Below are 21,070 nucleotides of genomic sequence, written 5' to 3' on the forward strand. Positions count from 1 at the left end.
GGCTCCGCAACGGGGCTACCGGCCTTCGGGTCCGGCATGACTTCCCCCCTTGTCGCGGTTGATGATCCGGGGGGTGGTGTCACCGGGCCCGGAGTCATCGACGGACCGCTGATGAGGGGCTTGAGCACCGGCTTACCCGAGCCGGAAGAGCTCTCCGTAACGTGGGATCCCTGCCACTGCCCTAGCTGACGGCAATCCCCGGCGACATCAGCGCCTGCTCCGGCTGGATCGTGGCGGATCCCTTCCGGTGAATTGACGGTGAAAGGGTCGGTGTTTGATTATCCGCTCAGGGATTCTCTCGGGGACAGCTGGAACGCTGGAACCCTCTTGTCCGCGAATCGGTGACGCGGCCCGTCACAACCGGCTCCTGGTCACATTGCCCCGGACAATATGCCCTATCCGGCGGGAAGTGAGACCACGAAGCGGGCGCCGGTATCGGCAGGAGACACCGTGATCTCACCCCCTGCCGCCCGCGCGAGGCGGCGTGCGAGTGGCAGGCCCAGGCCGGCTCCGTCGTGGCTGCTGGCGGGAGCGGCCCGGAATCCCGGTTCGAAGACATCTCCCCACAGGTCGGCCGGAATCCCGGGACCGTCGTCGGAGACCCTGACCTCTACGTTCTGTCCCGGAGCTGCCGCATAGTCGATCACCACGCACCGCACCGCGTAGCGGCGGCCATTGTCCAGGAGCGGCGCCAGGATCCGCTCCAGAAGCGGAGCGGAGACGCCTACGGTGGCGGTCTCCCCGTCGATGCCGGTTCGCAGCACAACCGGAGGATCCTGGGGATGATCCTCAGCGCTGCGGCGCGCGATATCCACGATCACCTCATGCAGCGAACATCGTCCGGATGTCTCGGAGCCGCGGGTGCGCGCTTCGGTGAGCAGCGTTTCGACGATGTCGTGCATGCGGGCGGCGCCGGAGGCGATGGCCTGGTGCGCGGTCTCCTGCTCCTCGGTGCCGCGCGGCCTGGCCTGCAGCCATTCGACCTCGGCGGTGAGAGCGGCCAGGGGGGTGCGCAGCTCGTGTGACATCTCTCCGGTCAGCTGCTGCTCGTGCCGGAGCACAGCGGCGAGCCGGTCCAGGAGTCCGTCGAGTGTCCCTGCCAGGTCGGCCAGTTCCGCCGGGCGTCGCTCCGCTCCGAACCGGTGACCGGCGTCCTCCCCGCTCCAGCGTGCCGCTTGCCGGCTCATGACGGACACCGGGCGCAGTGCCCGGGCGACGACCGCGCGGGTCACCGGGTAGACGCCCCCGAGCAGCAGTACGGCCAGTCCGATCGACCCGATGAGTGCGGTCTGGGCCGTGTGGCGGTACGGAGTGACCTCCACCGCGGCGACGACCGTGCCCACCTGTCGGCCGCGGTCCCGGATCGGCAGGGCGTACAGCCGGAACGGTGCGGTGCCGGACGACTCGTCCGCGAACCCTTCCCCGCCGGCGAGCCGGTCGGCCCATGCCTGCGGGCCGCCGGGCGGCGGCGGGCCTTCCACGACGTGCCGGCCCTGGTAGATCCAGATTCCGGTGTCCAGGACATGGTCGTCGGACGGTTCATGGACGGTGAGTGAGCCGTTGGACCGCACTTCGACGGTGGCGGCGACGGCGGCCGCACGCGTGCGGAGCAGATCATCGGCCTGCGCGCGCAGCCGGGCGTCGAGCACCACGTTGAACGCGGTTGTGAGCAGTGCCACCCATATCGCGGTGGTGGCCAGAGCGAGCAGTGCGAGCCGGCCCCGCAGGGTGGCCGGGCGGAGCGTGAGGCGTCTCATGCGAACCGGTATCCGACTCCGCGGACGGTGTCGATGCCTTCGGCCGCGTCCACTTCCCGCAATTTGCGGCGCAGCCGCGCCAGGAACTGGTCGAGCGTGTTGTCGCTGACGCTGGCGCCGTCGGGCCACCCCGTGCGGATCAGGGTCCGCCGGCGCACCACCGCGCCGGGCTCGGCCATCAGGCAGGCCAGGAGCCGGAACTCGGTGGGTGTCAGGGATGCGGTGCGGTCGCGCACCTCGAGCAGATGCCGCGCCGGGTCGAGTCGGATCCCGGCGCCGTGCGCCACGCGTTCGCTTCCGGTGCGCCGCAGGGCCGCCCGCAGTCGCGCGGCGAGCTCGCTCATGTGGAACGGCTTGGACAGGTAGTCGTCGCCTCCCGCGGAGAAGCCCGACAGGCGGTCGGTCAGTCCGTCGCGCGCGGTCAGGAACAGCACCGGTGCGACCAGGCCGCGGGCCCGCATGGCCTGGCACACATCGCGTCCGTCGGAGTCCGGCAGGCCGACATCCAGCACCACGGCGTCCGGGTGGCCGGTGGCGGCAAGGGTTCGCAGCGCGCTGCGGCCGTCGGCGGCGGTCACGACCTCGAAGTCCTCCTCGCGGAGTCCTCGGGCCAGCACGTCCCTCAGCGCGTGATCGTCCTCGACGACCAGCACCAGGGGCCGCGTCCTGCGGGCGGCCGGGCCGGGCGGCGCGCCGGGTTCTTCGGCCGGCTCGGCCCGGCGTTCGGACGGCGCGTCGCGGTGGGAAGGGGTGTGAACGGCCACGGGGTCAGTATTGCCCGGTTTCCGAGGTGCCCCGGACGAGGTCGCGCGCGACGGGTTCTGCGGTTCCGGGGTCCGTCTGGTCCTTGCGGGTGAAGGAGAGGAAGGCGACGAGAGTGGAGATCGTCACGAGGAACAGGGCGCTGGTCCCGACCGTTCCCAGGCCGAGGCCGCCCTCGTCACCTGGCTGCGAAAGGTAGTCACCCAGCGAGGCGCCGAGGGGGCGCGTCAGGATGTAGGCGATCCAGAAGGCCACCACCGCGTTCAGCCTGATGCCGGTGTGCGCAAGCGCGACAAGGGCGATCAGCGCCCCGAAGACGACCGTCGACACCCAGTAGCCCAGACCGAGCTGCTCCGCGGTGAGATCGCCCGCGGCAGTGCCCAAGGCGAAGGTGAACAGAATGGCCGCCCAGTAGAAGGCTTCGCGCCGCACCGTGACGATGCTGTGGATGGACAGCGTCTTCTCACTCGCGAACCAGATCGCGAAGGTGGCGGCCAGCGCGACGGCGAACAGGACGGCGGTGGTCGCGAGCGGAACTCCGAAGTTGTCCGTGAGATTGTCGGTGACCAGCGTGCCGACCACGCTGATCAGAACGACCGCCATCCAGTAGATCGCGGGTACGTACTTCTTCACCATGAATTGGAAGAACAGTGTGATGATCAGCAGGCCGGCCATGATGTAGGTCGTGTTGGTCAGGCCGAGGTCGAGATTGCTGTTCAGGAAATCCGCTGCCGTCTCGCCCACGGTGGTGCAGAGCACTTTGATGATCCAGAAGTAGATCGTGACTTCCGGGACCTTGTTCAACATCTGGCGGCGCGTGGGCGCGGCCCCGGACCATTCCGTCGTGATCGTCATGGCGCGAGGCTGCCACGGCCCACCTGAACACAACCTGACTACGTGGTCCTGCCCGCCGCCGACCGGGTGCAGAACCGCGAACGGAGCGACTCGGCTTCCAGCCAGGCCCGGACCTCCTGCAGCGGGGCGGAGCGCTCCACTGAGCGGCGGCCGTTGACAGTGAGCCAGGAGTCTCTACCGGCTCCCCCGGTCTTTCGAGCCGGTAGCCGTGGCCTCGGAGGGTGGCGATCTCCAGCGGCCGGGTGGGACCGCCGCGGTGAAAGCATCAGGGCACCGATCACGAGAGACGCCGGGCCCTCCGGCGCGGTCGTGGGGCGACGGTGCAGGTGGGCGCGGATCCGGGCGAGCAGAACGGTCAGTTCGAGCGGGCACCACCACCGGGTCCGGGAGCGGCATCGGCTGGCGGTCGCCCGGGAGCTGGCCGAGGCGGCGGGCGGACGGCTCACCGTCGGCGTCACCGCCCCCACGGCCTTCACCCTGCTGCTACCGGGCCCGGAGGCGTAGCGAAAGGGTCATACCCCGGCAGCGGTGACTACGGCGTCGGTCGCGAATCCGAGGAGCAGGCCGAGCAGGATGCACCAGGTCGTCAGTTCCTTCGACGCGGAGGCGCGGCGGGCCACCGCGAGAAGTTCGATGACGACGTAGAGGATGGACCCGGCGGCCAGGCCGAGGAACGCGATCGACAAGGTGTCGTTGACCAGGTGCTGTCCCAGAAGGGTGCCCAGGAACGTCGGCCCTCCGCCGATCAGTCCGAGCCAGAGCAACGTCGTCCACGTCGGACGCTCACCCTCGGCAGCCAGGGGGGCGACGATGCCGAACCCTTCGGTGGCATTGTGCAGACCAAAACCGATGACCAGCAGCACCGCCAGGGAAATCTCACCCTGAGCGGCGGAGTTGCCGATCGCCAGCCCCTCGGCGAAGTTGTGCAGCCCGATACCGGTAGCGATCATCAAAGCGAGCTCACCGGCCTGCGACCGTTTGGCGGGGGCGAGTTCGGCGGTGTCCGCGGCACCGGGGCCGTGCGGGAGGGTGGACTTGGCCCGCCGTGCCGCCGCCCAGCGGTCGTAGTGCACCAACCCGGCGAGTCCGATCGCCAGCCCGGCGGCCAGCACTGTTCCCCCGACGAGCGCGGTGCCCCAGTGCTTGTCGCTCAGCGCCGCGTCCGTGGGCTCCCATGCATGGGTCAGGATGTCCCAGACGAGAAACACCAGGACACCGATCGCGACGGCATTCAAGCCTGCCCTCAAGCGCGGTGCGGCGTTGCGCATTCTGCCCAGCGGAAGGCCGAGGTAGATCGTGAACCCCGCCACCGCGCCGAGCAGAGCGATCTGGGAACTGGACATACGTACTCCATGGCAACGGGCGGACGCGAAGGAACCTGCCGTTTCGCTTAGGCAAGGCTCGGCTAACCATAGAGGTCGATCGGCAAACCGTCTACAACGATGTAGTCGAACATGCCCTACCCGCTGTCGACCCCGCCCGCGACCCAGCCGCTGCGGCGCCCACCTCATGCCACGTGCTGCGACACGGCGACACGGCGACTCGGGGCAGGCCCCGGCCCACGGCCGGCAGATGCGCCCGGCGGTCGAGTTGGTCGGCCATGGGCCGAAGAACCGCGAGAGCCGTGTTGGCGGCGTTGTCACCTAGATGGCCCGTGGTGTGGCCGGGCAGGTCCGACGATAGGACCCGCGCACCCCCGGCCCCGCGGGTTCGCGAGAAGTTGCTTCGGACCTCCCCCGCAAGGGTGCCGCTTCGCCTCGTCTGGGCCGAGCGGGTGGCAATTGCGCCGCGCGGATCCCGCACCTCGGGAACGGTGACAACCGCTGCTAGCTTCGCGAACCTTCGGAAGACCCGAGAAGCCCCGGGAGCAGGCGGGGCCCACCGCGACGAGCGGAGACAACGGTGACAGGTACAACGAGCGACCCGGCCAAGCCGGAGGCTTCCCCGTTCAAGCGCAGGAGCTTCGTGGCGGCGGCAGCCCTGGCGGCCGCGCCGGTCTCGCTGGCCGGGCCCGCCGCAGCGGCGCGCGCGGCCGGGCCGCCGCAGGCCGCAGCGCTCGGGTCGGTCGCACGTCTGATGGCTGTTCCCGCCATCGACCGCGACGTCGGCTGGCTCAGGCAGGCACTTCAGGTTGCCGTGGAACTCGAACTCTCCACCATCCCGCCGTATCTGTGCGGCTGGTGGTCGGTCAAGGACCGCGGCAGTGAGGCCGCGCAGCTGATCCGGCGCATCGTCGGCGACGAGATGTACCACCTGGGAGTGGTCTGCAACCTCCTGGTGGCTGTGGGCGGACGGCCCCGGATCAGCAACGCCGCCCCCACCTACCCCGGCCCGCTACCCGGCGGCGTGCGCCCCGGAGTGAACGTCTACCTGTCGGGCCTGACCAAGTCCGTCGTCCACGACGTGATGATGGCGATCGAGGCCCCCGACGCTCCGCTCACCCGCAGCAGGGCCACCTCACCGAGCGTTGCTGACTTCTACACCACCCTGCAGCAGGCGTTCCGACAGACGGCGCCGGAACTGTCGGCGCGGGGGCAACTGTCCGAACACATCGGCTCCGCCGTGCTGAAGCCGGTCGACAACCTCGATGACGTCGAAGGCTGCCTCGAAGTCATCAAGGAGCAGGGCGAGGGCACGATCACCTCCCCGGACGAGTCCTTCGGCGACGACCACCCGGCGCACTACTACGCCTTCGGTGAGATCTACCACGGACGGCGGCTGCTCAAGGTCGGCGGAACCACGCAGTTCACCGGCGCCCCCGTACCCTTCCCCGACGCCCGCCCCATGGCCAGGGTCCCTGCCGGCGGCTGGCCCCAGGCGTCCGTGCCGGTCCGGCGGCTCCTCGACCAGTTCGACACCACTTACCACGCCGTACTCGACACCCTCGAAACCGCATGGGATGGCGGCGACCCCAGCGCCCTGCGAGCGGCCGTCCACGCCATGCGGGGACTGGAGGCCCCAGCCGTCGAATTGATGGAGATCGGTATCCCCGGCACCCCGGGGAATTACGGCCCACAGTTCCGTCCGCCCCTCTCCCCCCGCCCCACCTGACGACAATCGCCGACATACCGGCAACGGACATGCCCGCACCGGCCCAGCCCCACTGGGCCGCCACCACCCTGCAATGGAGTGCGCGCGTCCGCGGTGGCTCCCGTGGACGGTGGCCGCCCGCCACACCGTCGGAATCGTCGCGGCGTCCCGCCCTGCTCCGGGGACCGGGCGGCCCGGCGAAACGATCACGCACGCCGGTCAACTCTCCTGCGCGCGAGACGAATCGGCGGAGGGTAGGTGCTCACTGCGGCATGTGCCGGAATTCATCACAGCTTGAGTGGCCGTGAGGCCGACCCACACGCAGCTACGTAGTACGGGGTGGCAAGCGTGCACAGGCGTTGAAGGAAAACGCCAGGGCGGACGCCCGTGTGCTTCCTGCGTGATCCAGCTGGAGGTCCTTGAGTTGAGCCACCGACATGTGAACAAGCGGACCGGCGCCATCACCGGCGCTGTGGCGGCAGTCGTCGCGGGGGTGGCGATCCTGCTCCCCCACGCCAACGCGAGTACCAACACGCCACAACCCCCCGAGACGTTCTCCTCGCAGTCGGCCGCGCTGCTCGCGGCATCCCTGAACGCGGACCTCGGCGGCAAGACAGCGGGCTGGTACCTGGACGCTCCCGCCAGGCACCTGGTCGTGAACGTACTGAGCGACGACGACGCCCGGCGGGTCCAGTCCCAGGGGGCCATCGCCAAGGTCGTGCGGAACACCATGCCCGCACTGCGCGACGGCGTCCGCACCTTGAGCGACACCGCCTCGATACCCGGCACCGCCTGGTCCATCGACCCGAAGACCAACCAGATCGTGGTCCTCGCCGACCGGACGGTGACCGGCACGAAGATGGCCACCCTGACACGAGCCACGGACCGGCTGTCCGGTCTGGTGAGCGTCAAACGGACCTCGGGCGAGTTCACACCCAACGACTCAGGCGGCCGCCGCCAAGGCGCGGCCGGCGGCAGCTCCCCGGCGGCGGGAGGGACGGGAGGCCAGACGGGCGGCGCGAACGCCACGACGGGAGCTATCGGCGGATCCGCCATCTTCGGTGGCCGAGCGCAGTGCTCACTGGGATTCAACGTCACCGTGCAGGGAGCGCCCGCCTTCATCACAGCAGGCCACTGCGGCAACGAATCGAAGACCTGGGCGGCCGACCAGGCAGGTAGTCAGCCGCTGGGCACCGTCGCGGACTCCCGGTTCCCCAAAACCGACTTCTCCCTGGTGAAGTACGACGACCCGACCACGAAGCCGTCCAGCACGGTCGACCTCCAAAACGGCAGCACCCAGCAGATCACCCAGGCCGCGGACGCGGCCGTGGGCATGAAGGTGCAGCGATCCGGCAGCAGAACGGGTCTCAAGGACGGCACCGTCACCGGTCTCGACGCCACGGTCAACTACGGCAACGGCGACATCGTCAACGGACTCATCCAGACCGACGTGTGCGCGGAGCCCGGTGACAGCGGAGGCCCGATGTTCGCCGGCGACGCGGCCGTGGGGCTGACCTCCGGCGGCAGCGGTGACTGCACGCAGGGCGGCGAGACCTTCTTCCAGCCGGTCACCGCCGCGCTCGCGGCCACCGGAGCCGTCATCGGAGCGGGCGACGCCGGTGACAACGCCGGCGCGGCCGGCGGTGATGACGCGAACGGCAACGGCGCGAGTGCTGGTTCCGGCAACGCTACTGGTGGCGGTGACGCCAACGGCAACGACGCGAGTGCGGGTTCAAGTGCTGGTTCAACTGCTGGTGCGGGTGACGCGAACGGCACTGACGCGGGTGCTGGTTCCGGTGACGTGAACGGCACTGATGCGGGTGCTGGTTCCGGTGACGCGAACGGCACTGACGCGGGTGCTGGTTCCACCACCGGCGCCACGACCGGCGCGGATGGTGGCGACGGACAACAGTAGGTCCGTGGGGACCACCGGCTCCGGTCACTGGTGACACCGGAGCTCAACCGAACTGGCCGCACCATGGCGCTGCGGTGACCCGCCCCTCCTCCCCTGGCGCCGGCCACCGCAGCGGCACCGTCAACGAGCGCCGCCCCACTGCTCACGACCTGGATCCGGCTGTTGCTGCCCTTCTTGGGCCGGCTGAGCGGCAACCTGGCCAAGTCCTCCTGACTGGGCCCGCTGGGAAACCCGCGGGGCCGGGGCGGCCCTCGAACGGCCGTCCGCGCGGCCGGTGACGCTACCGCTTGGGCAGTACCTGGGTGTGTTCGGCCCGGACCGCGTCGAGGGAGTACGGGTCGAGGCCGAGGAACCGGACGATGGTGGGGGCCACCTGGGTGGTCGTGACCCGGTCGTCGACCTCCTCACCTCGCCGTACTCCAGGGCCCGCTACCAGCAGGGCGACATGGGTGTCGTCCGCGCTGAAGCCACCGTGTTCGGCGATCTTCGTCGCGCCGGGCTTGGCGTAGACGGTCCCGGGCCGCGGAAGCACCAGCACGTCGGGGGTCCTGGAGTCCTTGGCCGGGTTGCCGAACCGGCGGGTGATGTCCTTGCCGACCAGCACCCGGTCGATGTTGAGCTCGTCGGCGTGTGCGCGCAGCGCGGCGGCCGCGGCCTGGGCCTTGCTGTGGTCGGTGAGCCAGAGCAGAGCGACGTCGTCGGCGGTGGTCTGCGCGACGAGGCCCGGGGTGACGCCGTTGACCACGGTCGTCAGCAGCTTCTTGTCGACCGGCTTCAACTGGGCCCGGTCGGTGGGCGACTGGCCGTGCTTGGCGGTGAGTACCACTTGGGTGCTGCGGTCCAGGCCGCGGGCCGTGAGCCGGGCCAGCAGTGTGCCGATGGAGCGGTCGGTGTGCTCCAGGGCGTCGGCCAGTTCGGTGCTCGGAGTACGGCCACCGTCGGTGTAGCCGCCCGCGGCGTCCTTCTGCGCGACGCTGACAGCTTGGAAGTTGAGGCCGAACACCGCTGGGACGCCTACGGAGTGAGTGCCGGTGTGGTCCCGGCCGTCGATCTCGTTGCGGACGGCGGCGGCCTTGAGGTCGTCGTATCCCTCGGTGGCGGCCGTTCCGGCCACCGCGTTGATCTCCGGGTTGTAGGCGTCCTGGACACCCTTGCCCGATGGGCCGTTGACCAGGTCGTATGCGGGGTGCTTGTCGGACCAGGCGGTCCTGAGTCCGGACTGCCGGGCCACCTCGAAGACCGTGTTCGTGCGGAGGAACTGGTGCGGGTAGACCGGCGTGCAGCCCTTCGCCGGGTCGAGCGGCAGCTTGGCCGGGTCGATGCCGCCTCCGCCGTCCAAGGCGTCGGGGTTGCGGTCGATCGACTCGTCGAACACCACCTCGGTGCCGACCGTCGCACAACCGGACCCGGGCGGGGAGAGCTTGCGGTCGTAGGAGTCGTCGTAGTAGACGCCGGTGCTGCGCGGTGTGCCGCCGGTCACCAGGGCGAGCAGCCCGGGGAAGGAGTCGGACGGTTCGGAGCCGCGGGCGTCGGTGTACGTGGTGCCCCGCCGGGACAACGCGGCCAGCGCGGATCCGGGGTGGGTGGCGACATACCGCTGGAGGTCGGCGGCGTGCAGTCCGTCGACGCTGATCACCAGTACGTGGTGGCCGGTGGCCGCTTGGACGGGGCTTGCCGCGGCAATCGCCAGCGGGGTGGCACAGGCAAGAGCGGTCAGTGAGGCAGTGATGCGACGTCTCATCGTGGTCTCCCGTACCTCGTGGATCGGACGCCGCCGAGCGAACCAGCCCCTGCCGTCGGCGGGGGGTACGGGTCATGGCACGTTCGCATCCGCGGTCTGAAGGGCGGGCGGCCAACAGGCCACGGAAGGTTGTGCTCCGGGTCAAGGTCCGTCCACGCCGTGGTCCCACCGGGAGTGTTGAGCGCTCCCGCCCATTTCGCACTCACCGCTCTTCGCTTGGTTGCTCCTCCGAAGCTGCGGGTCCGGTCCGGACCGCCGCGCGAGCCGTGACCGGGCCTGCTGGGCCTGCCGGTGCTGACCGCGCAACGTCGCACGCAATGGCATGCCGTGCGGCCCACAAGCATCAGGCCACCGTGCGGCCTTCCGACGTGGCGTGGCGCCGTCACCTTCGCCCACGACATGGGCTTCAGCGACCCCACAAAGGGCCTCGCCGGCAGCCATCACCACCTGACACTCCTCAACTCCGTGCTTTGACCGGCACGGCGGTGCGCTGATGCGCGACGGCCTGGTACGCGACGAGTGCGGCGATGAGAAGGGCCAGGACCAGGCTGACCGGCCCGGTGCCCCAGCCGAGCCCGCTGCGCCGGGCGGGGACACCCATCCAGTCGGCGAAGGACGCCCCGAGCGGGCGGGTCAGTACGTAGGCCGCCCAGAAGGCGGCGACCGGGTTGAGCCACCGGAGGCGCCAGGCCAGGGCGGGTACGGCGATCAGGGCGGTGAACAGGACGCCTGAGGAGAGGTAGCCGAAGTGGAGGGTGCCAGCGGTGAGGTCGCCGGTTGCCGTGCCCAGCGCGAAGGTCGCCAACACCGTCGCCCAGTAGAACGCTTCGCGGCGCGGGGTACGGATGCTGTGGATGGACAGCGTCCGCTCACTCACGTACCAGGCTGTCAGAATCGCCGCGAGGGCCACTGAGAACACGACGGTGGAGACCGTGTACGGGATACCGACCATCACGTGGGCGACATCGGCGGCCATCGTGCCGAACACACTCACCATGACGATCGCCGACCAGTAGAGCCAGGGCGAGTACCGGGTGGCGCGGAATTGAATCACCAGTAGTGCCACCAGCCCGAACAATCCCAGCGCGCCGGCCATGATCGGGCCGAGCACTCGTGCCAGGAAGTCCGAGGTGGTCTCGCCCATCCCCGTGGTGAGGACCTTGGTGACCCAGAACAGGGCCGTCACCTCAGGGACCTTGCTCCAGGCGGCCGCGTACCGGTGGTGCCCCGGCCCGGATGCGGCAGGCCGGGACGGAGCTCCCGCGCCCGACCCGGTCCTCATCGCGAACCCGTGTCCGGACTGTTCCATGAGTACCGCCACTCTCCCGGCGCCTCGCGCCGTATCCAAGTCTCCGCCCGGTCGACTCCCGGCGGACACAAGATGCATTCCCTTAGTTCTACATCATGTAGTAGCTTCGCCGCATAGCCCCCGGGCTCCGGTCCTCATCTCTGGCCGGACCGGGCGGTATCGACCTCGCGCGCCCGCCAACCAGGGGGTCGGCGTCGTCGCGTCGTCACCGAGTGCGAACCATCCCCCGTCATGCCGCTGCCCGGCAAGGAGGCTGATCGGCTGTGCCTTACCGTGAAGACCCGTCGGAAGCACGGGCGTTGCCGCCACCGTGTTCCCCGCCGCGAATGGCCGCCCGGCGGATCGTCATCATCTCCGCGAGTGTGGGCGCGGGACACGACGGCGCCGCCGACCAACTGGCCCGCCGCCTTCGGTCCGACGGATTCCACGTGGATAGGCATGACTTCCTCGATCTCCTCCCCGCCGGCTTGGGGAAGCTCCTGTCCGGCGGTTACCACCAGCTGCTGACCTGGGCTCCCGACAGCTATCAGCGGATCTACGCGGTGACCGAGCGCACCGGGCGCCCCGGCCCAGCTGTCCGGGCGCTGCTGCGGAGCGCGGAACGCAACATGTTGGGGACCGTCACCCCGGACACCGTCGCCGTTGTCTCCACCTATCCCGGCGCCAGCCAGGTCCTGGGGGCGCTCCGCGCCGGCGGCCGGCTGACGGTCCCGGTCCTCACGTACCTCACCGACTTCTCCGTCCACGCACTGTGGATCGCACCCGGCGTCGACCGCCACCTCGCCGCCCATCCGATACCCGCCGGGCAGGCCCGCGTACAGGGGGCGTCCGGGGTAACGGTGACAGGTCCAGTGGTCGATCCTCGATTCGCCCCGGCGAGCGCACAGCAACGCCAGGCCGCGCGTGAACAGTTCGCACTCCCTCGGCACGCGCCGCTGGCACTGCTGGTCGCGGGGTCGTGGGGGGTCGGGGCGGTGGAGCAGGCCGCAGCCGACATCCACGACAGCGGGGTGGCCGTGCCCGTCGTCGTCTGCGGACGCAATTCGGCGCTCGTCGGGCGACTGCGCGCCCAGGGCATCGAGCACACGTACGGGTGGGTCCCGGACATACCGACGCTGATGCGGGCCTGCGACGCCCTGGTGGAGAACGCGGGCGGCCTCACCTCGCTGGAGGCGTTCGCCAGCGGTCTGCCGGTCACCAGCTACCGCTGCATACCCGGTCACGGGCAGACCAACGCCCAGGCCCTGCAGGATGCGGGACTCGCCACCTGGGTCCGCGAACCGTCCCGTCTGGCAGCCGTACTGGCGGAGCTGATCGACGGACCGGCGGGCCGTGAGCAGCGGGCCCGGGGGCTGGCCTTGTTCCGGACCGACCGCGGTCCGGCCGAGGCCGTCGCCGACGCCGCGGGCCGGCCGTCCGACACCTGGACTTCGCCACCGCGGGCATCACGGTCCCTGCTCCCCCGCGGTCGTGACCGGCGCCGCATCCCGGCCCTGGCCGTGGCGGCCGCCATGGCCGGCACCGTCGCGCTGGGCATCGGCGCTCCGCTCGCCGAGGCTTACGGCGACTCCCCCGCCCACTTCAGGCCGTTCAGTCATGTCCTGGAAGGGGACCGGTGACGACTCGTCCACGGCTGACCCGCATCGTCCTGCGAGCGGGTGCCCTGGCGCTGCCCGCGCTCGCCATCGCCCACGCCGCGCCGGTCGTCTCCTGCTTCGGCCCACTGCGCAACCGGTTCATGCCTGCCCTGTCCGGCCAGGGCAGGCCCGACCACATCGCCCTCACCTTCGACGACGGGACCGACCACCTGTCCACCCCGCACTTTCTGCGGCTGCTGGACAGCCGCAAGATCCGCGCGACGTTCTTCCTGCTCGGCTCCATGGCGGTGCGCTCCCCCCAGCTCGCGAGGGAGATGTCCGACGCCGGACACGAGATCGCCCTCCACGGCTGGGCGCACCGACCGCTGCTGCTGCGCGGGCCACGCGCCACGTACGACGACCTGGCCCGCGCCCGTGACACGCTCGCCGACATCACCGGCGCGCCCCCGCGGCTCTTCCGACCCCCCTACGGCGTCATGACCACCGGAACCCACCTGGCCTGCCGACGCCTCGGGCTCACCCCGGTCCTGTGGACGGCCTGGGGAGAGGACTGGCGGGCCCGCGCAACGCCGCGCACCGTGCACGACACCGTCGCCCGGGATCTGCGCGGCGGCGGCACGGTGCTGCTGCACGATTCCGACTGCACCTCGGCCACCGGCTCCTGGCGCACCACCCTCGCTGCGCTCCCCGGGCTGCTGGACACCTGCGCGGAGCGCGGTCTGAGCATCGGCCCGCTGCGCGACCACGGATGGCAGTCCGGCGCGGGCGGCCGCTGACGGGACACCGCCCGCTGCCGGCGCCCCGTGCCGTCCATGCCCCGTTCGCACCGGCCCTGCCGTACCTCTACGTGCTGTAGTAGTTTGGTCTTGCGGTCACGGACGCCGCTGATTGCGCCGGTACTCCAGGCCGCGGCGGCGATGTGGGCGACGGGCCGGCGACGAAGGAGCGGACAGCGTGGGCGACCAGAAGGACGCGGCAGCCGGGCGGCGCGCGCCGGGCGAGCTGGAGAGCGAAGTCCTGGCTGCCCTGTGGGCGGTCGGGGAGCCGGTTGCCGCGGGAATCGTGCGCGAGCACGTGACCGGCGATCCCGCCTACACCACCGTGCTGACCATCCTGTCCCGGCTGCACGACAAGGGACTGGTCACCCGTGAGAAGGCAGGCCGCGGGTATCTGTACTCCCCCGTGCGGGACGAGGCCGGACACGCCGCGGCGGGGATGCGCGACCTGCTGGAGCACGGCGGGGACCGGGCGGCGGTCCTGGCCCGGTTCGTCTCCGAACTACCGGCCGAGGACGAGAAGTTGCTGGAGCAGCTGCTGCGCGGACACCCGGAGGCGTAGACAGTGTGGATCGGCCTGCCGCTGCTGTTCAGCGCGATCCTGGCGCTGGCCGCACCCTGGACCGGACGCCGGCTGCCTCCCCGAACCGCCGCGTGATCGCTGACCTCAGCCGCGGTCGTCGCCGCGGGCGCCTGGGTGACGGCACTGGCCATGCTGGGCTTCACCCTGATCGGCCAGGTCCCCCAAGTAGCCGCCGAAGGCCGGTGGTCGGCGCGAATCCTGGCCACCGACGCCCCGGTTGACCGCCCGGTGGCCGCCGCCTGCGCCATCGGCGTCCTGTGCTGCGCGCTGGCGCTGACCGTGACCGCCTGGCGGCAGACACGCATGCTGCTCGACGCACGCCGCGAATGCCGCGACCTGGTCGCAGCCGGAGACCTGGCCGTGGTCGACGACCCGGTGCCCACCGCCTTCGCTCTGCCCGGCGCCCCCGGCAAGGTGGTGGTCTCCTCCGGCATGCTGCGCGCCCTCGGTATCGACGAGCGGCGCGCACTGCTGGCACACGAGCGCGCCCATCTGTCCCACCGTCACCATCTCTTCCTCCTCGTCCTCCACCTCGCCGCGGCGGCCAATCCGCTGCTGCGGCCCCTCACCCGCGCGGGCGCGTTCACCCTGGAACGCTGGGCCGACGAACAGGCCGGATCCGTCGTCGGAGACCGGCAACTGGTTGCCCGCGCGGTCGCCCGAGCGGCCCTCGCCGCGAAACGGGCTCCGGTGGCGGCCCTCGCCGCCACCGGAGGCCCCGTGCCCCAACGGGTTCGCGCCCTGCTGGCACCGCCAGTACCTGCACGCCGCAACCTGGTCGCAGCCATCACCACCCTGATGGTGCTCTGCTGCACCAGCCTGGCCGTGGCCGCCCAGGACATGGACGGCCTCTTCGACGCCGCCTCACCCCCGTGCACCACCTCGCACCCGCCCCTCCGCTGACGGCGGAGCCCCGCCGCATGCATCCGGCGGGGCCCTCACCTCTCACACGCGTCTCACCAACAACAGCAACGCCCCGGACCACAAGGCCCCAACCTGGCACTACGCCACTTCCCTATACCCAGTGGACGCCCTTAGACGGTCTCTACGACCTGTGCCATGTAGTACCGCGAGCGGGTCCCGAGACCAGGACTACCGGGACACGCTCCGCCCCTTCAAGTGCCGAGCAGCGTCTTGACCCTGGTGACCGTTCGTCAGCTCGGCCAACGCCAACGGGAGCCGACACCGCTATCTCAGGGACTTCGGAGGGACAAGGTCGTCAGAGCCATCCGTCCCCCACGATGGCCGCGGTCGCGCACGGGGCGACAAAAGCGCGAACGACCCCGCATGGGGCGGGTACCACTCGGTCCGTCCGAGAGCGCATTTCTCCGCCAAGGGGGCGATGCCCAACACGCGGAACATGTCTGCCGCGACCACGCGGCCTGGATACCTTCCGAACGATCCCGGCAACGCACGCCAGCTCGTAACCCACCTTGCCGGAGTCAAGGTGGACTAACCACCCTGACCTGCGAAAACGCGACGATCAACGAGTCTCAGGGACCACTTTGGGACCATGAAAGCCATAGACAAAGACCGCCCCCGCAATGCGGAGACGACCTCTGACCTGGGTAAACACCGTCGGGACGACAGGATGTGAACCTGCGACCCCTTGACCCCCAGCGGTCGACCAAGCTTGACGGACCGTACCAGCTGCTCCGGTCGGTCCAGATCACTCAGACCGCGTTTGAGATCTCTGTGGATCAGGCTCCCAAAGGGTGCTCTACGCTCGGCAGGTGAGCGATGAAAAGTTCCCTATGGTCGGCGACTTCAGAGAGTTGGAGCACGGCAGGCCAGACAGCCCGTCCCTTCGGGCTGCTGTGGGCGCCCGGGGGCCAGCACATGCAGGCGAGCTGATCCGGTACCTCCGCAGCGGTGCGGTACTGGCCGCAACAGCTGGTCTCACACACGATGTCCTCAGCCCGGACAGGACCGTAATCGGCGGGCTCTCCCTGCTGACCGACGGGCGCTGGCTCTGGTACTCCGACCTCGCCCACTACGTCGAACACCATCATGTCGCCCTCGACTCCCGGTTCATCGCCCACGCGCAGAGCCGAGACTGGACTGTGCCGCAGCTCAGTCGCCAAGACCTGCTCGCCATGGAAGCCGCACTATTCGACGGCGTCGAAGACTAAACGCCGGGCTGCGGCTGTACCTCACACCGAAATCCGCGCCAGAGGCCGTGGGCCGGGCCGTGACGCCGACCGACCACGGGCGAGTCGGCGGAGCATGTACCGATCATCGCCCAGCGGATCATTGTCTCGGAGCGGGCGGGGCTGGTCTCGTAGTCCCGGGCCAGACGCCGATGGGCTGTGATCCACGAAAGGGTGCGCTCGACCGCCCAACGCTTGGGCTGGACCTGGAAGCCGCGCTGCCCGGGGTCCTTGCGCACGATCTCCAGTTCACGGCCGAGGATCTGGGTGGTCCAGTCGACGAGCAGGCCTACGAAGCCCTGGTCCGCCCAGACCTTCCGGACGCCAGGGTGGTCGAGCCGGGTCCACAGCAATGGGCGGCGGGCGCCGTCGCGGTCCTGGACGCTGGCCGCGACGACGTGCACGGCCAGAAGCAGGCCGAGCGTGTCGGTGACGATGAACCGCTTGCGGCCCTTGACTTTCTTGCCCGCGTCAAAGCCCCTGCTGACGGCCGGAACGGTGTCAGCGGTACGAACGGACTGAGAGTCGATCAGCCCAGCACTCGGCTCGGCCCTCCGACCGTCGGCCTCGCGGACCCTGTCACGCAGAGCGTCGTGGAGGCGCTCGACCGTGCCGTCATCGTGCCACCAGGTGAAGTACCAGTACACCGTGGGCCACGGCGCGAAGTCCTTCGGCAGTTGGCGCCAGGCGCACGCGGTCCGCACCACGTAGAAGATCGCGTCCACGATCCGCCGCCGCGGGTGCTTCTCCCGACGTCCGCCCTTCGGCCCGACCCGCGCCGGCGGGAGCAGCGGCTCCACCAGCACCCACTGTTCGTCCGTCAGATCCGACGGATACCCACCCTCAGAACCGCTCACACAAGGCCCAACGACCACTCCAGCAAGGGGACACGGCAGATCTCAAACACGGTCTCAGGTCGAGTCCTGTTTCACCGGCGCCGCCATGATGACCTATCGCACCTGGTGACACCCCGTCCGTGAGACGCCCGCGAGAGACAGGTACGTGACGTGACATCAGTCCACTGGCCAGCAGAGGGCATAGCCCAGGCCAGCCTGACCGGGTGTGACGTTGTGGCGATGAGCTCGACATCGAAAACGTCACCGCTTGATGTCGCCGCGATCCAGAGCAGCCGAGCCCTCCAGCCGCCCGACCGCCATGTCATTGGGACGCCGTCAGAGATGATCGGCCAGGCGTTGGTCGAATCAGGACAATGTGCCATCACGGGCTGCTGAATCGATCATTCATTCGATACATCTTGGTTCTGTCAGTCGGCGCACTGCCGAACCTGATCATGTGCCCTGGGGGAACCATCAACACTGCAACACGACTTCGACATGTCCGCAGATTGCTGTTCGCCGTTGCAGCAACGACCCTGCTGTTACCCGTTGCAGCCCCGGCGTCAGCAGCAGACGGATCTGGACCGGCAACAGCCCACACGGTGATGCTGGCCCCAAGCACACCCGTCCCGTCGCTGCCCGAGCTCCGACGCGATGACACGGCCCAGCGGCTGCTCAGTTCGATCCAGCCGGTGAATGCTCCGACCACACCGCTTGAGGTCGTCGGGCCCGCAGCCGGCTACGGCAGGAAGACGACAACACCGGCCGCCGTTCCCGACCGAATATCGGCCCGGTCGCTGATGTCACCCGCCTCTTCCCTGGCCGTGACCTATCCGGAACCCGCCCGGACCATGACTCTGGCCGAGTGCAAACAGAACATGGCGGGCACGGCCCAGGTCTACCTCAAGTCCCGATTCGCGGTCTGCACCGCGCAGAAGGTGGTCACTGTCTGGGCGAAGAACAACGGTGCCATCGGCACCAGTTCCTACACGGTGTACGTGCGGGGATCCGTTCCCAAGGAAGCCGACCGCACGATGTTCTTCGACTACGACATCACTGACTTCGCCCAGACCGGCATCACCGGGGCCGCAGGTCTGAAGATCGGCTTGAAGGGTACTGTCCCTCAGGACTGGCCCGCCGCCGCGACCCCTGTCGTCGGAAGCGCCCTGCCCGTCAGCAAGACTTGGCCGCAGATGCAGGCCAGCCCGCACTACACTCACACCCTCCGCTACGCGCCCGGGCAAGGAACGGGCGCGGGTGCAGGGGACGTCGTCTACGCAGTCTACCAGCCCGAGATCACCTCAACGCTGCCTGTGGGATGGGTGGGTGAGAGTCCTGTGACCGGCAAACCGTTCATGTTCGCCCCGCGCTGGGACGCTGCTTCCTACTTGCGCAACTCCACTGGAGCTGGGAATCCCGCAAACAAGGGCGGCGCGGCCTTCAGCATGATCGCCACCCTCGAGTACAACTCCCAGCAAGGCGCCCCTGAACAGGCGGTCGCGCAACACATCAAGCAGGCGTTCACCAACCCCACCGCAACGAAACCACTGAACGCCCTCAAGAGCGTTCCTGGGGACACCGTCCAGGAACCGCTCCACCGCCTCTTCCTCGACCAGAAACGAAGGGACCGCAACCGCGCGGTCGCCGTTCGCGAGTGCACCCGCTACTGGGGAGCGCATTACACGGACGGCGGAAAGGAATGCGACGAGTTTCCCTTCGCGACCACCTATGAGGGATCGGCCATCGAGGAGTACGACGTCCACGCCGAGCGGATGAACTACTCCGTCATGCCCTTGGACGGAGCCCAGAACGGCGCTGCAGGAAACCTGCTGAGCGGCTTCTACAATGCCAACAGGCTCATCGACGGCGTGGAAGACGGATTCATCGTGAAGATCAACTGACCGACGGAGGGCGGCGGGTGCGGAACGCCGACGCCGCACCCGCCGCCGGGCTCAGGAACCCTTCGGCCAGAACTCCACCACATACCGCTCCACTCCGTGGGCGACACCTTCCACCCGCGTCACCCGCTCGACATCAGCCCGTCCCGTACACCCGACACGGACCCGCCAGACTCCCGCCGCACCCAGGCGGATCAGGTGGTGCGAACGGCCAAGGGTCGTGGTCCACACCGCGACGTCCCCTGTCGTTGTCTCAAAGTCGACCTCACCCTGCTCATCCCAGTCCGTCTTCTCGGGCTCGGGCTCGGCATCCCAGACACGGACCGTCACTGCGGCAGTGTGGGTATGACCTGCGCTGAACAGATCGAACCGGCGCACGTGCTGATTCAGGAAAACACCCCACTCGTAGCCGTCCCCGAACGGAACAGGCACCGCGCTGTCGTCCGACTCCTGAAAACCGAAACCCCTGAAAGCGACCTCAACATCCAGCAGTTCCCGCCGCAACAACTCGGCCACAAGCCACTCCCCAGATTCCCAGACCGAATACTTCGACCAGCCACGCTGCACCCTATTCTGCAACGCAGAGTTGCCACGGCACGTCCCGGCCAAGACAGGCCATGCCACCGGAGTGCGCATAGAGCGAAGGACTCGTCGGCAGGATCGGGTGGACGAGTCGCCGGCGCGAAACACCGCTCGATCGGATACACGACCACCGGCTCGGACTCTGATACGCCCCCAAATCATGAGAGCCCGGGCAGACGCACACCAAGTTTCGGTCACCGTTGACCGACGTGGAGTCGGCTCCTACGAATGCCTGAGAGCTCCTCACAGCAGGCTCGAGAACTGCGCGGGCCTCAGCGACCAGTCCCGGCCGTGCTGCGAGGAGAGCTGCTGCCAGACACACGTTCCGGTCAGTCACGTTCGCCCGAGGATGTCGAAGGGCGCGCAGCGCGGACGCAGGGAATCCGGACACCTCCAGAACTGGGGTTTGCTCAACCACCCACCGTGGCGGGTGGCATGATGCCCGGCCATGGGAAAGCGGGACGACAGCGACGAGGCATACGTCATCGCTCTGTGCAATCAGGTGTTGGGCGAGGTGGCCCTGCCGCAGCACAAGTTCGACTGGCTCGTGGGGGATCCGGGGACGGGTGAGCGGCGGGCCAAGTTGCCGGTCGATGCCTACTGGCCCGGCCACCAGCTGGTGGTCGAGTACCGGGAGCGGCAACATGACCAGCCGACGCCACACTTCGACAAGCCGGACAAGCTGACCGTCAGCGGTGTTCACCGGGGCGAACAACGAGCCCTGTATGACGCCCGGCGCGACACCATGATTCCCGCTCACGGACTGCGTCTGGTGGTGATCCGTCCAGCCGATCTCGATGCGAACAGCCGCGGACGCCTGCGGCGCAACCAGGAGACGGATCTGCCCGTGCTGAGGAAGATCTTGGCGCGTACCAGCGACGAGGACCGGGTCACTGACGCCTTCCGCACATGGCTGCTGGGCCAGGGCTGGACACCAGTCACCCCCGCGGACCGCTGGACCGACCTCGAAGCCGTACGCGGCCACGAGCGGTTGATCTGCGAAGCCAAGGGGCGAACCAGCGAGAAGGGTATCGACGCCGATATCGCCTACGGGCAACTCCTGCGCCGCATGACGAGCGACTCGCCGGACGTAAGGTACGCGCTGGTCGTTCCATCCTCGTCCGTCAAGGCCGCTGAACGCGTCCCCGTACATGTCCGCCGGTTACTGCGGATCGACGTGTATGAGGTCACGGACCACAACCTGGTACGCGCTCTGCCGAAATAGGAAGCTGCAGCGTTCTGCCTCAGGCCATATGGGTCTCGCCTTGCTCGACGACC

Annotated in this window: 17 protein-coding genes; 9 read left to right on the forward strand and 8 right to left on the reverse strand. The window is 69.2% G+C overall.

What is annotated here, in order from left to right:
• Positions 1 to 395: 395 nt before the first annotated feature.
• The 4 genes from LNW73_RS04745 to LNW73_RS04760 form a co-directional block, all read right to left on the reverse strand.
• On the reverse strand, positions 396 to 1,757 hold the full coding sequence (locus LNW73_RS04745; protein ID WP_250989046.1) for a sensor histidine kinase: 1,362 nt from the start codon (positions 1,755 to 1,757) through the stop codon (positions 396 to 398).
• Entirely contained in the window at positions 1,754 to 2,413 is a 660-nt protein-coding gene (locus LNW73_RS04750) for a response regulator transcription factor (protein ID WP_250992803.1), read from the reverse strand. Before LNW73_RS04750 ends, LNW73_RS04745 begins: the two co-directional genes overlap by 4 nt.
• 112 nt (positions 2,414 to 2,525) lie before the next feature.
• The gene (locus tag LNW73_RS04755) at positions 2,526 to 3,374 is read right to left on the reverse strand and encodes a COG4705 family protein (RefSeq protein WP_250989047.1); all 849 of its coding nucleotides are present in this window, start codon (positions 3,372 to 3,374) and stop codon (positions 2,526 to 2,528) included.
• Between the two features lie 512 nt (positions 3,375 to 3,886).
• Entirely contained in the window at positions 3,887 to 4,717 is an 831-nt protein-coding gene (locus LNW73_RS04760) for a ZIP family metal transporter (protein ID WP_250989048.1), read from the reverse strand.
• A 559-nt stretch (positions 4,718 to 5,276) separates the two neighbouring features.
• Between LNW73_RS04760 and LNW73_RS04765 the strand changes: the two genes are divergently transcribed.
• Both LNW73_RS04765 and LNW73_RS04770 read left to right on the forward strand, forming a co-directional pair.
• Positions 5,277 to 6,425, forward strand: coding sequence for a ferritin-like domain-containing protein (locus LNW73_RS04765; RefSeq protein ID WP_250989049.1), 1,149 nt, complete (start codon positions 5,277 to 5,279; stop codon positions 6,423 to 6,425).
• 379 nt (positions 6,426 to 6,804) lie between these two features.
• Complete coding sequence (locus LNW73_RS04770; RefSeq protein ID WP_250989050.1) at positions 6,805 to 8,319, forward strand: S1 family peptidase; 1,515 nt, start codon at positions 6,805 to 6,807, stop codon at positions 8,317 to 8,319.
• Positions 8,320 to 8,599: 280 nt separating this feature from the next.
• Here the strand turns inward: LNW73_RS04770 and LNW73_RS04775 are convergent, their stop codons facing one another.
• On the reverse strand, positions 8,600 to 10,060 hold the full coding sequence (locus LNW73_RS04775; RefSeq protein ID WP_250989051.1) for an alkaline phosphatase family protein: 1,461 nt from the start codon (positions 10,058 to 10,060) through the stop codon (positions 8,600 to 8,602).
• Between the two features lie 457 nt (positions 10,061 to 10,517).
• Positions 10,518 to 11,246, reverse strand: a complete 729-nt coding sequence (locus tag LNW73_RS04780; RefSeq protein ID WP_308407638.1) for a COG4705 family protein — start codon at positions 11,244 to 11,246, stop codon at positions 10,518 to 10,520.
• A gap of 449 nt (positions 11,247 to 11,695) precedes the next feature.
• Between LNW73_RS04780 and LNW73_RS04785 the strand changes: the two genes are divergently transcribed.
• The 5 genes from LNW73_RS04785 (at position 11,696) to LNW73_RS04805 (ending at position 16,458) form a co-directional block, all read left to right on the forward strand.
• On the forward strand, positions 11,696 to 12,988 hold the full coding sequence (locus tag LNW73_RS04785; protein WP_250989052.1) for an MGDG synthase family glycosyltransferase: 1,293 nt from the start codon (positions 11,696 to 11,698) through the stop codon (positions 12,986 to 12,988).
• Positions 12,985 to 13,743 carry a polysaccharide deacetylase family protein gene (locus LNW73_RS04790; RefSeq protein WP_250989053.1) on the forward strand — a complete coding sequence of 253 codons (759 nt, stop codon included), beginning with the start codon at positions 12,985 to 12,987 and terminating at the stop codon, positions 13,741 to 13,743. Before LNW73_RS04785 ends, LNW73_RS04790 begins: the two co-directional genes overlap by 4 nt.
• Positions 13,744 to 13,921: 178 nt before the next feature.
• Entirely contained in the window at positions 13,922 to 14,305 is a 384-nt protein-coding gene (locus tag LNW73_RS04795; RefSeq protein WP_250973600.1) for a BlaI/MecI/CopY family transcriptional regulator, read from the forward strand.
• Between the two features lie 135 nt (positions 14,306 to 14,440).
• Positions 14,441 to 15,229: a M56 family metallopeptidase gene (locus LNW73_RS04800; RefSeq protein ID WP_250989054.1), complete on the forward strand. Its 789-nt coding sequence runs from the start codon at positions 14,441 to 14,443 to the stop codon at positions 15,227 to 15,229.
• An 830-nt stretch (positions 15,230 to 16,059) separates the two neighbouring features.
• The gene (locus LNW73_RS04805; RefSeq protein WP_250989055.1) at positions 16,060 to 16,458 is read left to right on the forward strand and encodes a hypothetical protein; all 399 of its coding nucleotides are present in this window, start codon (positions 16,060 to 16,062) and stop codon (positions 16,456 to 16,458) included.
• On the opposite strand, the gene LNW73_RS04810 is transcribed toward LNW73_RS04805, so the two are convergent.
• Entirely contained in the window at positions 16,455 to 17,372 is a 918-nt protein-coding gene (locus LNW73_RS04810) for an IS5 family transposase (RefSeq protein WP_250992804.1), read from the reverse strand. The two genes, LNW73_RS04805 and LNW73_RS04810, sit on opposite strands and share 4 nt — an antisense overlap.
• A 632-nt stretch (positions 17,373 to 18,004) precedes the next feature.
• Between LNW73_RS04810 and LNW73_RS04815 the strand changes: the two genes are divergently transcribed.
• On the forward strand, positions 18,005 to 19,213 hold the full coding sequence (locus LNW73_RS04815; RefSeq protein WP_250989056.1) for a NucA/NucB deoxyribonuclease domain-containing protein: 1,209 nt from the start codon (positions 18,005 to 18,007) through the stop codon (positions 19,211 to 19,213).
• Between the two features lie 51 nt (positions 19,214 to 19,264).
• On the opposite strand, the gene LNW73_RS04820 is transcribed toward LNW73_RS04815, so the two are convergent.
• The gene (locus tag LNW73_RS04820; RefSeq protein WP_250989057.1) at positions 19,265 to 19,726 is read right to left on the reverse strand and encodes a hypothetical protein; all 462 of its coding nucleotides are present in this window, start codon (positions 19,724 to 19,726) and stop codon (positions 19,265 to 19,267) included.
• 514 nt (positions 19,727 to 20,240) lie between these two features.
• On the opposite strand from LNW73_RS04820, the gene LNW73_RS04825 reads away from it, so the two are divergent.
• Positions 20,241 to 21,017 carry a hypothetical protein gene (locus tag LNW73_RS04825; RefSeq protein WP_250989058.1) on the forward strand — a complete coding sequence of 259 codons (777 nt, stop codon included), beginning with the start codon at positions 20,241 to 20,243 and terminating at the stop codon, positions 21,015 to 21,017.
• Positions 21,018 to 21,070 lie beyond the last annotated feature (53 nt).

The organism is Streptomyces sp. RKAG337 (assembly GCF_023701715.1).
Taxonomy (GTDB): Bacteria; Actinomycetota; Actinomycetes; order Streptomycetales; family Streptomycetaceae; genus Actinacidiphila.

Coding starts and splice junctions, on each gene's coding strand:
- LNW73_RS04775 (WP_250989051.1), bottom strand. CDS start 10,060: ATGAGACGTCGCATCACTGCCTCACTGACCGCTCTTGCCTGTGCCACC.
- LNW73_RS04760 (WP_250989048.1), bottom strand. CDS start 4,717: ATGTCCAGTTCCCAGATCGCTCTGCTCGGCGCGGTGGCGGGGTTCACG.
- LNW73_RS04755 (WP_250989047.1), bottom strand. CDS start 3,374: ATGACGATCACGACGGAATGGTCCGGGGCCGCGCCCACGCGCCGCCAG.
- LNW73_RS04785 (WP_250989052.1), top strand. CDS start 11,696: ATGGCCGCCCGGCGGATCGTCATCATCTCCGCGAGTGTGGGCGCGGGA.
- LNW73_RS04745 (WP_250989046.1), bottom strand. CDS start 1,757: ATGAGACGCCTCACGCTCCGCCCGGCCACCCTGCGGGGCCGGCTCGCA.
- LNW73_RS04825 (WP_250989058.1), top strand. CDS start 20,241: ATGGGAAAGCGGGACGACAGCGACGAGGCATACGTCATCGCTCTGTGC.